The sequence below is a fragment of the Martelella sp. genome (assembly GCF_984369615.1).
Window position 1 is genome coordinate 1 of record NZ_CFHTCS010000101.1, and the last position, 12,602, is coordinate 12,602.

General features: G+C 64.6%; 13 protein-coding genes. 5 read left to right on the forward strand and 8 right to left on the reverse strand.

The window, feature by feature from the left end; genetic code table 11:
• From hslV to hslU, 3 genes are all read left to right on the forward strand, one after another.
• A partial coding sequence (gene hslV / locus AC5DC2_RS10330; protein ID WP_491698410.1) for an ATP-dependent protease subunit HslV occupies positions 1-541 on the forward strand: 541 nt, incomplete at its 5' end.
• Positions 531-1,031, forward strand: coding sequence for a GNAT family N-acetyltransferase (locus AC5DC2_RS10335; RefSeq protein ID WP_491698411.1), 501 nt, complete (start codon positions 531-533; stop codon positions 1,029-1,031). The genes hslV and AC5DC2_RS10335, both read left to right, overlap by 11 nt.
• A 13-nt stretch (positions 1,032-1,044) precedes the next feature.
• Positions 1,045-2,352, forward strand: coding sequence for an ATP-dependent protease ATPase subunit HslU (gene hslU, locus AC5DC2_RS10340; RefSeq protein WP_491698412.1), 1,308 nt, complete (start codon positions 1,045-1,047; stop codon positions 2,350-2,352).
• Between the two features lie 197 nt (positions 2,353-2,549).
• Here hslU and AC5DC2_RS10345 read toward each other — a convergent pair whose 3' ends face one another.
• A complete protein-coding gene (locus AC5DC2_RS10345) occupies positions 2,550-3,662 on the reverse strand; it encodes a DUF2778 domain-containing protein (protein ID WP_491698413.1) in 1,113 nt (370 codons plus the stop codon).
• A 561-nt stretch (positions 3,663-4,223) separates the two neighbouring features.
• Between AC5DC2_RS10345 and AC5DC2_RS10350 the strand changes: the two genes are divergently transcribed.
• Positions 4,224-6,050 (forward strand): SLC13 family permease, encoded by a 1,827-nt coding sequence (locus tag AC5DC2_RS10350; RefSeq protein ID WP_491698414.1) that lies wholly within the window; start codon positions 4,224-4,226, stop codon positions 6,048-6,050.
• Positions 6,051-6,120: 70 nt separating this feature from the next.
• On the opposite strand, the gene AC5DC2_RS10355 is transcribed toward AC5DC2_RS10350, so the two are convergent.
• Entirely contained in the window at positions 6,121-6,684 is a 564-nt protein-coding gene (locus AC5DC2_RS10355) for a TetR family transcriptional regulator (RefSeq protein ID WP_061449827.1), read from the reverse strand.
• Positions 6,685-6,733: 49 nt separating this feature from the next.
• Between AC5DC2_RS10355 and AC5DC2_RS10360 the strand changes: the two genes are divergently transcribed.
• The gene (locus AC5DC2_RS10360; RefSeq protein ID WP_491698415.1) at positions 6,734-7,258 is read left to right on the forward strand and encodes a dihydrofolate reductase family protein; all 525 of its coding nucleotides are present in this window, start codon (positions 6,734-6,736) and stop codon (positions 7,256-7,258) included.
• Positions 7,259-7,338: 80 nt separating this feature from the next.
• On the opposite strand, the gene AC5DC2_RS10365 is transcribed toward AC5DC2_RS10360, so the two are convergent.
• The 6 genes from AC5DC2_RS10365 to AC5DC2_RS10390 all read right to left on the reverse strand — a co-directional run.
• Entirely contained in the window at positions 7,339-7,713 is a 375-nt protein-coding gene (locus AC5DC2_RS10365) for a DUF2147 domain-containing protein (protein WP_244435506.1), read from the reverse strand.
• A 55-nt stretch (positions 7,714-7,768) separates the two neighbouring features.
• Positions 7,769-8,626, reverse strand: a complete 858-nt coding sequence (nadC, locus tag AC5DC2_RS10370; RefSeq protein WP_491698416.1) for a carboxylating nicotinate-nucleotide diphosphorylase — start codon at positions 8,624-8,626, stop codon at positions 7,769-7,771.
• A gap of 1 nt (position 8,627) precedes the next feature.
• The gene (locus AC5DC2_RS10375) at positions 8,628-10,148 is read right to left on the reverse strand and encodes an L-aspartate oxidase (protein ID WP_491698417.1); all 1,521 of its coding nucleotides are present in this window, start codon (positions 10,146-10,148) and stop codon (positions 8,628-8,630) included.
• Complete coding sequence (gene nadA / locus AC5DC2_RS10380; protein ID WP_491698418.1) at positions 10,145-11,116, reverse strand: quinolinate synthase NadA; 972 nt, start codon at positions 11,114-11,116, stop codon at positions 10,145-10,147. Before nadA ends, AC5DC2_RS10375 begins: the two co-directional genes overlap by 4 nt.
• Before the next feature lie 155 nt (positions 11,117-11,271).
• Positions 11,272-12,174: an NUDIX hydrolase gene (locus AC5DC2_RS10385; protein ID WP_061449828.1), complete on the reverse strand. Its 903-nt coding sequence runs from the start codon at positions 12,172-12,174 to the stop codon at positions 11,272-11,274.
• A gap of 67 nt (positions 12,175-12,241) precedes the next feature.
• Positions 12,242-12,602: NUDIX hydrolase (locus AC5DC2_RS10390; RefSeq protein ID WP_491698419.1), on the reverse strand; the 361-nt coding region annotated here is incomplete at its 5' end.

Consider the following 12,602-nt stretch of genomic DNA (forward strand, 5'->3'; position numbering starts at 1 on the left):
CTTCGGCACCATGCACGCCACCACCATCATCACCGTGCGCAAGGACGGCAAGGTGGTGATGGCCGGCGACGGCCAGGTCTCGCTCGGCCAGACGGTGATGAAGGGCAATGCCCGCAAGGTCCGCCGCATCGGCAAGGGCAATGTCATTGCCGGTTTTGCCGGCGCCACGGCCGATGCTTTCACCCTGCTGGAGCGGCTGGAGCGCAAGCTGGAGCAATATCCCGACCAGCTGATGCGCGCCTGCGTCGAGCTTGCCAAGGACTGGCGCACGGACAAGTATCTGCGCAATCTCGAAGCCATGATGCTGGTCGCCGACAAGGACATTACGCTGGCCGTCACCGGCAACGGCGATGTGCTGGAGCCCGAACACGGCGTCATGGCCATCGGCTCCGGCGGCAACTACGCCTATGCGGCGGCCTGGGCGCTGATGGACAGCGACAAGCCCGCCGATGTCGTTGCCCGCCGCGCCATGGAGATCGCCTCGGAAATCTGCGTCTACACCAACGGCAACATCATCGTGGAAACCCTGGATGCCGCATGACGGGACCATAAGCTTCAGGCCGCTTCGCGAAGGCGACCTTGAACTGATGGCCCGCTGGCTGCAGATGCCGCATGTCGCGATGTGGTGGCAAAGGGCGGAGAGACAGGCCGAGCAGATGCGTTCGCACCTTGATGATCCGACGGTTTCCCCTTTTGTCGTTTTGCTGGACGAAGAGCCTATCGGCTACATCCAGCTTTGCGATCTCGACGGCGAGCGCGACAGGGAACCCGCCCTTGCCGGTCAGCCCGCCGGCACGTTCGGGATCGATCAGTTTATCGGCCCAGCCGAGATGATCGGCAAGGGGCTCGGCACCCGCCTCGTCTCCGCCATGGCGGAGCGGGCATTGAACAAAGACGCCAAGCGCGTCCTCGTCGATCCGCACCCCGACAATGCGGTGGCGATCCGCGCCTATGAGAAGGCCGGCTTTGTCCGGCTCGGCACCTTCAGCATGACAGGCGGTCCGGCGCTGCTGATGGCCCGCGACCCTTGAGGAGCAGTAACAGATGACCAATTTTTCCCCCCGCGAGATCGTCTCCGAACTCGACCGTCACATCATCGGCCAGCACGATGCCAAGCGCGCCGTCGCGATTGCGCTTCGTAACCGCTGGCGCCGCCAGCAGCTACCCGATGACCTGCGCGACGAGGTGATGCCGAAGAACATCCTGATGATCGGCCCGACGGGCGTCGGCAAGACCGAGATTTCCCGCCGCCTCGCCAAGCTCGCGGGCGCTCCCTTCATCAAGGTGGAGGCCACAAAGTTCACCGAGGTCGGCTATGTCGGCCGCGATGTCGAGCAGATCATCCGCGACCTCGTCGAGATCGGCCTTGTTCTGGTGCGCGAGAAGAAGCGTCAGGAAGTGCAGGCCAAGGCCCATGCCAATGCCGAGGAACGCGTGCTCGACGCCCTTGTCGGCAAGACCGCCTCGCCGGCCACCCGCGACAGTTTCCGCAAGAAGCTGCGCAATGGCGAGATGGACGACAAGGAAATCGACATCGAGATCGCCGATACCGGTTCCGGCATGGGAGGCTTCGAGATCCCCGGCATGCCCGGCGCCAATATCGGCGTGCTGAACCTGTCGGAAATGTTCGGCAAGGGCATGGGCGGCAAGACCAAGAAGGTCCGCACCTCGGTCAAGGCCTCCTATGAGGACCTGATCCGCGACGAGAGCGACAAGCTTCTGGATGACGAAGTGATCCAGCGCGAGGCGCTGCGGCTGGTTCAGGAAGACGGCATCGTCTTCCTCGACGAGATCGACAAGATCGCCGCCGGCGACGGGCGCATGGGGGCCGGCGTCTCCCGCGAGGGCGTGCAGCGCGACCTGCTGCCGCTGGTCGAGGGCACGACGGTCGCCACCAAATACGGGCCGATCAAGACGGATCATATCCTGTTCATCGCCTCGGGCGCCTTCCATGTCTCCAAGCCATCCGATCTTCTGCCGGAGCTTCAGGGGCGCCTGCCGATCCGCGTCGAGCTGCAGGCGCTGACCAAGGAAGATTTCCGCCGCATCCTGACGGAAACCGAGGCGAGCCTGATCCGACAGTATCGGGCGCTGATGGAAACGGAGGAGTTGAAGCTCGACTTCACCGAGGACGCGATCGACGCGCTGGCCGATGTCGCCGTGCATTTGAACGCGACGGTCGAAAATATCGGCGCACGCCGGCTGCAGACGGTGATGGAGCGGGTTCTGGACGAGATCTCGTTCACCGCGCCCGACCAGTCCGGCCAGGAAATCATGATCGATTCCGATTACGTCCGCGAGCATGTCGGCGATCTGGCCAACGACACGGACCTTTCGCGCTACATTCTGTAACGCACTGTTAACCGTCTTTTTTTCACGTGAAACAACAAAGGCCGGCGCGTGGCGCCGGCCTTTGTGCTTGTCTTGGAGCGCCGTGCGTCCATTCGGCCGCACAAAGGACGCTCTAACCTATTGAATCTACGCATCGGCCCGAAAATCGATTCCGATTTTCGGGCCGATGCGCTAGACGTCCTGGGTCGCGCCGCCGATCAGCTGGTGCGGCTTGCGAGCTGGGTGCTCAGGCCTTTCTTCAGGCTCGGCACGGCAACGATATAATCGATCTCGTTGTCGCGGTAGGCCTTCAGGAACTTGTAATAGTCCTTGAACACGAGGCAGCCGTGGGAATCGCCCGGCGTGCGCAGCATGTAGGTATGGGCGAGAATGCCGGTGCGCCCGAGCGGATGCGTGCCGTCCACCGATGTCATGCGCAGTGCCGGAACGCCGTGGAACAACGATTCCCGCATCGATAGCCTGTAGGTGGCCGCCGGAACGGCGCCGGCCATCTTCACATGGGTGTGGTTGGGATCGTCGCGATACTTGCCGCGGCCGGAATGAGCCTCCATCACCTCGCCGTCTGGCATGTAGACCTTGCCTGCGGAAATGTCGTAGACCGCGACCTTCGATGTCCGCTCCGGCACTTCGCCGAAAATGCCGTCAAGGCCGTCATGACCGAAATCGGCATAGGCGAGCGTCAGGCCGGCGGGGCGTTTCTCCGGCGTCGGCACCTCGCCGGGTGCCAGGCGTGAATCGTCGGCGCCCTGCAGCACGAGTTCAAAGGCGCTGCTGGCGCCGTCTTCCTCAGGGCCGCTCGGCGAGACGGCGGCAAGCGCGGTGCTTGCCGGAATGGAAGCAGGGCCTTGGGTCCGTGTCGGCATCTTGGGCGTCAGTTCCGGCGGAACGCCGGCAAGGGCGATCTCGCTTCCGGCATTGTCGGCAATCTGTTCGGCAACCATCCTGCGCTGCAGGTCGGTGAGCGCCGTCTGGCCACTGCGTTCAAGCCTTGGCTTCAAGAAGGACAGGCGCACATCCTCAGGCTTCAGCCCCTTGGCCCGGCCCTGGCCTTCGCGGGCGGCGAGAAGCCGCGACGCCTTTGTGCTCTGGGCGCGTTCAGGCGTCCTGAAGGCCGGGTTCAGCGTCACCCCGAGCCCGCGGGTGGATGAAAGCTGCGGCTTGGCAACCGTTGCCGAGATGATCGGCGAGGCCGCGATCACAGCGATCGCGCCGCCTGTCACGAGCAGGAAGGCGACCGCCGTTGCAAGCCGGGTCAGACGGCTTTTCCTACCGGCGCGGATGGACGAATTTCGATGCTTCTTCGACGTCACGAGGCACACTTCCTACGCATTACTCAAAGACGGTGTGTCTGTTTTCAGTCGGCAAAATACTGCCCGCAGGGTAAATTTTTCATTACCCGCGCGCGCTTCAGAGACCGGCACCGCTCCGGATCCGGGAACTTCCGTCTCCCGGCGCGCGTTCAAGCATTTTCCAGATGTGTGCGGCAAAGACGCTGCGAGAAAATCCGCTGTCATGCGGTTGCCTTTCGTTCTCCGATTGGTCGCATAAGAACGCTGACGTTCGCGTCAGCTTTGTTCCACTGGTGCCGGTATTTGCAAAAAAGGGGCAAAATACGGCCGCGGGACAAAAAGGCCCAAAGCCCGGGCGACGGAGGAAGAAGCGCTGCCGGAAACCCCGGAAATTCAGTCTGCCTGAGACGCCTCGAGACTTGCGGCGGCTTTCGTTTGCGTTCAATATCCGCCCGACCGGCTTAAAGCCGGCCAATTTCAGACCGCTTTTTGCATAACAAACCGCGGACCGATTTGACAAGTTCTGCCTGTCTTCCGCCGGAAGGCAGCGCCTTTATCGATTTTCGGCCACGAGGCCCCGACTTGGTTGAGAATTTTCATCTCTACGCCACGCTGGCAATTATCGCCGGAACCATCTTTCTCTACGCGCTTGACCGGATACCGGTCGAGAGCATCTCGCTTGGCGCGATCACGCTTCTTCTCGTGCTGTTCGGCACCTTTCCTTTCACGCCGGAGGGCGGCGAGACGGTCACGGTCGACGCGCTTCTGTCCGGTTTCGCCTCGCCGGCGCTGATCACGGTCCTGGCGCTGCTGATCGTCGGCAAGGGGCTTTTCGCCACGGATGCGCTGGAAGGGGTCACCAACCGGATCGGCCGGATTTACGGCGGCAATCCGCGGCTGTCGATCGCCATCATTCTCGTGGTCGCCGGCGTCACGTCGGCCTTCCTGAACAATACGCCCGTGGTGGTCATCTTCATTCCGGTGCTGACCTCGCTTGCCGCCCGTTTCCGCCTGCCGGCCTATCAGATCTTCATGCCGCTCTCCTTCATCACCATTCTCGGCGGCATGACGACGATGATCGGCTCGTCCACGAACCTGATTGCCGCCGGAATGGCCGCCAAGGAGGGTCTGGAGATCGGCTTTTTCGAGATCACCGGCATGGGCATGATTCTTGCCGGCATCGGCTATCTTTACGTGTTGTTCGTCCTGCCGCGCATCCTCGGCAGCGAGCGCTCCGAGCAGAAGTCGGGTCCGGAAAGTTCCGGCACGCAGTTTCTCGGCGAGATCGTGCTGCAGCCGTCCAGCCGCTTTGTCGGCGACAGCCCGCGTTCGGGCTTCTTTCCCAATCTGGCGCCGATGTCTCTGCATGCGGTGATCCGCGAGGGCACCGTCCTGCTGCCGCCCTATGATGACGGTCTGGCGCTGCGCGAGGGCGACCGGCTGCAGATGACCGGCGCCCGCAAATCCTTCATGGACATGCTGGCCAAAGGCGAGATCAGCCTTGCCGAGCCGCCGGACGGCACGATCCCGGCCACGGAAACCAAGGTCGGCCCGCATTACCACCTGGCAGAGGCGGTGATCGCGCCCGGTTCCCTGTTCGAGGGGCGCACGGTGCGCTTCAGCGGCATCCAGCAGCGTTTCGACGTCACCGTTTTCGGCGTCCGGCGCAAAAGCCGCATGGCGCGGGCGCCGCTTGCCCAGCTCAGGTTCGAGGCCGGAGACACGCTTCTCGTCGGCGGCAATGAAGACAACATCATGTCAATGCGGGGCAATCATGACCTGCTCTTGCTGGAACATTCGGCCGAAAGCGTGCCGCCGCGCGACAAGGCGCTGATCGCAAGCTTTCTGTTTGCGGCAATCGTCATCTTCTCGGCCACCGGGCTTTCGCCCATGGTGGTCAATTCGGTTGCCGGCGCATTGCTGATGATCGTCTTCGGCTGCCTCACCTTCCAGCAGGCGGCCCGCGCCTTCGACCGGCAGATATTCCTGCTCGTGGGCGCTTCGATCGCCATGGCCACCGCGCTCGAGGCGACGGGCGGGGCGCAGCTGATCGCCGAGGGCATTGTCGGCCTCGGCGGGGGCGCCTCGGCGCCGATCATTCTGGCGTTGCTCTTCGTCGGCGTGGCATTGCTGACGAATGTGCTCTCGAACAATGCGGCGGCCGCGCTCTTCATTCCCATTGCGCTCGACATGGCGAACCGCATCGGCGCGCCGCCGGAAGTCTTCGCGGCGGCCGTCATCTATGCGGCGAACTGCTCGTTTGCAACACCGATCGCCTATCAGACCAATCTGATGGTCATGGGTCCGGGCCACTACGGCTTCGGCGATTTCCTGCGTGCTGGCCTGCCGCTGATCGGCGTCATCACCGTCGCCTTCTCGCTTCTGGCGCCCTGGTATTACGGGCTTTGAAGCCGTTTGCGCGCAGGCGGAACGGCGTGACATGCGGATACGGTAGCGTTCTCGCCGCCAGACCGCCGCCTTACGGAGGAAGGGCCGTGCAGCACCAGGCCTGAAGCGCGGCGCGAACCGCCTCGCCGGGCGCTGCATGACGACGAAAGCCCCACCAGACAAGCGCGCCTTGCCAGACGTTGGCCATCTGCCACCCGAGGACCGAGGCCTCTTCCGGGTCTTGCGACAGCCTGCGCCCCAGAGCTTCCGAAAGCCGGGCTCCCCAGGCCGCGCCGCGCGCCCTCAGCGCCGGGTTGCGCATATCCTCGCGCAAGAGCAGAAGGCCGTTTTCGACGGCGAACGCGATTTCGTCCTCCGGCGTCAGTCGCATCAGCAGTTCGACCGCTCCGCAAGCGTCTTCCGGCGCGTCCGCGTCCGCTTCTGCCGTCTGCAAGTCCAGCCGGTCCCAGGCATGGACGAGGATGGCCTCGACCATCGCCTCGCGCGACGCAAAGCGCTGCACAAGCGTGGCCGGAGCCAGACCGGCGGCGGCGGCCGCCCTTGCGAAGGTGAGGTTTTGGGGACCAACCCTGCCGATCTCTGCGAGGAGCCGATCCAACAGCGCGCGGTCGGAAATTGTCTTGCGTCTTGCCATTCTAGTAATATAAATGAACATTCATTTATTTTCAATCGGAGCAATGACCATGGCACAAATTATCGGCTATATCGCGACAAGTCTGGATGGTTTCATTGCCGATCAAGACAATGGGATCGATTGGCTGACCGCCTTTGACGGCATGGATCTTGGGGAGCACGACAATGCGGTATTCCTGGAGGGAATCGACACCGTCGTGATGGGACGCGCGACCTATGACTTTCTCGCCGCGCTGGACATGCCATGGCCGTATGCTGGCAAACGGTCCATCGTGGTGACTTCCCGCCCCCTGCCCGAGCCGTGCGCGCCGCTGGAGACGCGCAGCGACATCGACGCGCTGATCGGCGAGTTACGCGGCCTGCCGGGCGATGTCTGGATGCTGGGCGGCGGCCGGCTGCAGATGGCGTTTCTCGAGCGCGGGGCGCTTGACGCGATCGAGATCTACGTCATGCCTGTGCTGATCGGCGGCGGGCGACCGCTTTTTCCGCCGACCGGCTTGTCGGCAAACGCCAGGCTTGTCAGCGTCAAGGCGCTCGACCGCGGCTGCGTTCGGCTGCATTACGCGTTCGCGTGAGGTGTTGGCCGGCGCGCAAGCATATTGAATCTACGTATCGTGCTTTCCGAAAATCGATACCGATCTTCGGGCAGATGCGCTCAGTTCATGCTGGTCCAGTCGGCGGATTTGCAGATCAGTTTGCCGAGCACGCAACCGCGCGTGCGCATCGCCGCGCCCTCCAGCGAGATCTCCATGGAATAGGTCATGCCGCGCCTGACATCGCGGGCCTTGCCCTCATAGCGGCTCTGCGAAACAGGCTCGACATCCATGATCAGCTTGTCGCCGACCCTCTCATGGCGCGTTCCGGGCTTGACCCAGATATTCGTGGCGCAAAGGTCCTCGCCACAGCGGTCGACGCGCACCTGCGCCTTGCCGTCGCCGCGCGCCCAGACGCCCATGAGCTCGGACGCTTCGGCAAGACAGGGCAAAGCCGCCATCGGAAGGGCAAACAATAGTCCGGTTCTGCTGGTCACTTTCGTTCTCCTCACATAACGCTATGAAGAGATACGGAAGAGCGGGCGGATTGGTTCAGTCGCCCGCGTTTTTATAGTCGAGGCCGATATCGAGAACCGGCGCGGAATGGGTGAGCCAGCCGATGGAGATGAGGTCGACACGGGCTTCGGCGACAGCGCCCGCCGTTTCAGGCGTGATGCCGCCGGAGGCTTCCGTAACGGCCCGGCCGCCGACGATGTCGACGGCCTGCTTCAGCGTCTCGGGCGCCATGTTGTCGAGCAGCACCGCATCGACGCCCACCTCCATTGCCTGCACAAGCTGTTCGAGCGTATCGACCTCCACCTCGATCTTCACCATATGCCCGGCATTTTCCTTCGCGCGGAGAATGGCGGTCCTTATGTCGCCGGCAATGGCGATGTGATTGTCCTTGATCAGCACGGCATCGGCGAGCGAGAAGCGATGATTGCCGCCGCCGCCGGCGCGAACCGCATATTTCTCCAGCGCCCGGAGCCCCGGCGTTGTCTTGCGGGTGCAGACGACGCTCGCCCTCGTGCCGGCAACGGCCTCGACAACGGCGCTGGTCGCCGTGGCGATGCCGGAGAGATGGCCGAGGAAATTGAGCGCCGTGCGCTCGCCGGTCAAAAGCGCCCGCGACGTCCCGGTGACGGTCGCGATCGCCGCGCCGGCTGCGACCTTTTCACCGTCTCCCACATGGCGGATCAGCCCGATCTCCGGATCGACAAGGGCAAAAGCGAGCGCCGCCGCGTCAAGCCCGGCAATCACGCCCTCCTTGCGCGCGGCCATCACCACCGTTGAGCGATGGTCCGCGGGAATGACGGCATTCGCCGTGATGTCGCCGGCAAGGCCGAGGTCTTCCTCCAGCGCGCGGCGCACGGCGGGTTCGATGATCAGGCGGGGAAGCGGTGCCAACATGTCAGGCGCTCCTTCGGCAGGGGGTGTGGCAAAGCGCATGCGCAGCGGCAAGAACCTGCGACAGCGTCATCGCCTGCCGCGCGGAATGCGGTTTCTTCAGCGGAAAATCGCTGCGGGCATGCGCGCCGCGCGATTCCTCCCGCCGGTGGGCGAAGACGGCGATCGAAAGCGCCACCAGCGCCGGATCGGAGGCGGCCTCTTCCGCCTCGACGAGCGCAAGCAGTGCCTCGATGGACCGGCGGAGGCCCGCGCCCGTGCGCAACACGCCGAGTTCACGCGAAACGATATCCCTTACAATGCCGATCCGGGCCGGTCGCGGCAGGCAGGCCGAAGGCAGCGGGCGGCCAGGCGCGTCGGCCAGGCCGGCAATGTCGCGGGCGGCGGCAAGACCGGTGACGGCCGCTTCCAGAAGCGAGTTGCTGGCAAGCCGGTTGGCGCCGTGGAGCCCGGTGGCCGCGCATTCGCCGACGGCCCACAGTCCGGTCACGCTCGTGCGCGCGCGCTGATCGACGGCTATGCCGCCCATGGCATAGTGCTCGGCCGGGCGTACGGGGATGAGCTCTTCAGCCGGATTTATGCCGGCTTTGGCACAGATGCCGGCGATGGCCGGAAAACGGGCGGGAAAGCCGCGTCCGAGCGCCTGTCTGGCGTCAAGATACACCCTGCCGCCGCGCGCGATCTCGGCGGCGATGGCGCGGGCGACCACGTCGCGCGGCGCAAGCTCGGCGCCGGGCGTGGCGGCAAGAAAGCGCTCGCCCTTCTCGTTGACCAGCACGGCGCCTTCGCCGCGCACCGCCTCGCTGATGAGCGGCAGCGGGCGCAGATCGGCGGCAAGGGCCGTCGGGTGGAACTGGATGAATTCCATATCGGCAAGGAGAGCGCCGGCGCGCGCTGCCAGCATCACGCCCTGGCCGAAATTGCCGGGCGGATTGGTGGAAATCTCATAGAGCCCGCCAAGTCCGCCGGTGGCGATCACCACGCGGCTTGCCGGAATGGTCAGCGTTTCGCCGTTGCCCGCCGCGACGAGGCCGCAGACCGCGCCGTCGGCGGCAATCAGCCGCCGCACCTCGGTGTCAGGCATGACGGTGATGGACGGCGTCTCGGCAACGGCCCTGGTCAGCGCGCAAATGACGGCAGCACCCGTTGCATCGCCGCCGGCATGCAGGATGCGGCGGCGCGCATGGGCCGCCTCCAGGCCGCGCGCAAGCCGGCCGTCCCCGTCGCGATCGAAGGCGACGCCGTGACGCTGGAGAAACCCGATCGCCTCGGCTGCGCCGGCAATGATCGCCTCCGCCGCCTGCCGGTCGCAAAGCCCGTCGCCTGCGGCGAGCGTATCCTCAAGATGAAGCGCGGCGCTGTCGTCATCGCCCAAGGCGGCGGCAATGCCGCCCTGAGCCCAGAAGGTGGAGGTTTCGCCGCCGGGCGCCGCCTTCGTTACCAGAGCCACCCGGCGGGGTGCCAGTGCCAGCGCCGTCACCAAGCCGCCAATGCCCGATCCGATGACGACGACGGGCGCGCTCATACGGCAAGCATCCGTTCGACGGCGCGGCGCGCATCGGCGGCTATCGCCGGGTCGACGGTCACCTCGTGGCGGTTTTCCTCGAGCGCAACCCTGATATTGGCGAGCGAGATGCGCTTCATGTGCGGACAGAGATTGCAGGGCCGGACGAAATCGACATCCGGGTGCCGGACGGCGACATTGTCGCTCATCGAGCACTCCGTCAGCAGCACCACGCGGCCGGGCTTCGCCGTGGCGACATAGTCCGACATGCCGGCGGTGGACCCGGAAAAGTCGGCCTCGGCGACCACGTCCGGCGGGCATTCGGGATGGGCGATAACGGTGACGCCCGGAAAGGCCTCGCGCATCTCGCGCACATCGTCGGCGGTGAAAAGCTCGTGCACCTCGCAATGCCCGTGCCAGGCGATCAGCTCGACATCGGTCTCGCGCGCGATGTTTTTGGCGAGATATTCATCCGGCAGCATCAGCACCTTCGGCACGCCAAGGGATTCCACCACCTTTTTCGCATTTCCGGAGGTGCAGCAGATGTCGGACGCGGCTTTGACAGCGGCCGACGTGTTCACATAGGTAACGACCGGCACGCCGGGATGGGCCTGCCGCAGAAGCGCGATGTCCTCCGGCGTGATCGAATCCGCGAGCGAGCAGCCGGCGCGCAGATCGGGGATCAGCACCGTCTTTTCCGGGTTCAGCAGCTTGGCGGTCTCGGCCATGAAATGCACGCCGGCCAGCACGATCACATCGGCCTCGACCTTGGTCGCCTCGCGCGCCAGCGCCAGGCTGTCGCCGACGATATCCGCCACGCCATGGAAAATCTCCGGCGTCTGGTAGTTATGCGCCAGGATGACGGCGTTTTTTTCCTTTTTGAGGCGCAGGATGGCGTCGATATCGTTCTCGAAGGAAAGCCATTCCGCTTTCGGCACGACATGGGCGACGCGGTCATAGAGCGCGGCGGCAGAGAGGGGAGCATTCATCGACACGTCCTCCTGATCAGGGCAGGCTGCCCGGTTTGTCGACCCATTAATACTCAATTAGAGTATATCTATGCTGGAGTCATAGTCGCATGTCGGCGCAATGTCAAATGCGGTGTCCGGGGCGTGCTTCGACGGCGCTGTGGGTGACGGGCGGCCTACATCCGCGCAACGGGAAGCCTCGAGCCGGAGAGCGCTCGTTCCTCGCGCACGGCGTGGCGGTAGCGGAACAGCTTGGCCGGGCGGCCGCCGGTTCCGGCGGTCGTCTCGCCCGTCTCCTCAATCAGCCGCTGCTGGTCGATCTGGCGGCGGAAATTCGACTTGTGGAGCGTCAGTCCCGCCAGCGCCTCGACGCCCTTCTGCAGCTGAAGAAGGGTGAAGCATTCGGGCATCAGCTCGAAGATCACCGGGCGGTATTTGATCTTGGCCCGCAATCGGGCAATGCCGGTCGCAAGAATGCGCCGGTGATCGGCGGCCATCGGCCGGCCGAACCAGAAGGCCGGCGCGAGACCTGCCTCGGCGATCAACCCTGCCTCATACATCAGTTCGTAGCGCTGCAGCACCAGTTCCTCGTTCCAGGCCATGCCGTTGAGCCCGAAGGCGAAGTCCAGCCGGTGGCGGCGCGCGGCCCGGCCGGGCCGTTCGCTCATCGCCCACTGGCCGAGCATGTCCGTCACCTGTTCGAGGATTTCCGGCCTGCCGGCGCGCAGGTCCTCCCAGGGAAAATAGGCGTACCAATCCTTCCACAGCGGTCCGCCGCTTCCCGGCGGCGGCTGTTCGCGCACCAGACCCAGATAGCTGATCGAGATCGTCCGGTGGTCACCGGGATCGAAACCGCGATCACGGTCGGCGAAGGTGTAGAGCTGTTCGAGGTAGCCGACAGGATGGCCCGTCTGGCTCTCCACCCAGGCGCGCAGTCCGGCCTGCAGGCTGCTGTGCGCGCTTTCAAAGGGTCCGGAGGGCAGGGCCTTTCCCATCGCGACCGTCATTACCCGCGGCGCGTCGTCGGTCAGCGCGGTCAGAACGGCAATCAGTTCGGGATGGGCAAGGGCCTCGGTCACGGGCGCTCCGATGGTTGGGCTTCATCCATGGGCCTAACACCGAATGGCGGCATCGCCAAGCCAGGCGTCAGATGCAGATTGCCGCAAGCCGGGGCCGCACGCGCTCGTCAATCGTATCCAGCACCTCTGCCGGAAACCATCTTGCATCATGCACCTCGTCCGGGTCCGGCGAAAGCGTGCCCGAGACCCGCGCCGCAAAGCGGATGTCGAGATGATAGTGCTCGGGCTCGCCCTTCTTCGGGTTTTCGGGAATGCGATGCAGGTCGATGCTGACCGGCGCGGCCTCGGGCGGAAGCGCGGCGACCAGTCCCGTCTCCTCCGCACATTCGCGACATGCGGCCTGACGAACGGTTTCGCCCGCGTCCACGTGGCCTCCCGGCTGAAACCATTTGCCCGTTGCCTTGTGGTGGATGAGCGCAGTCTGCGCA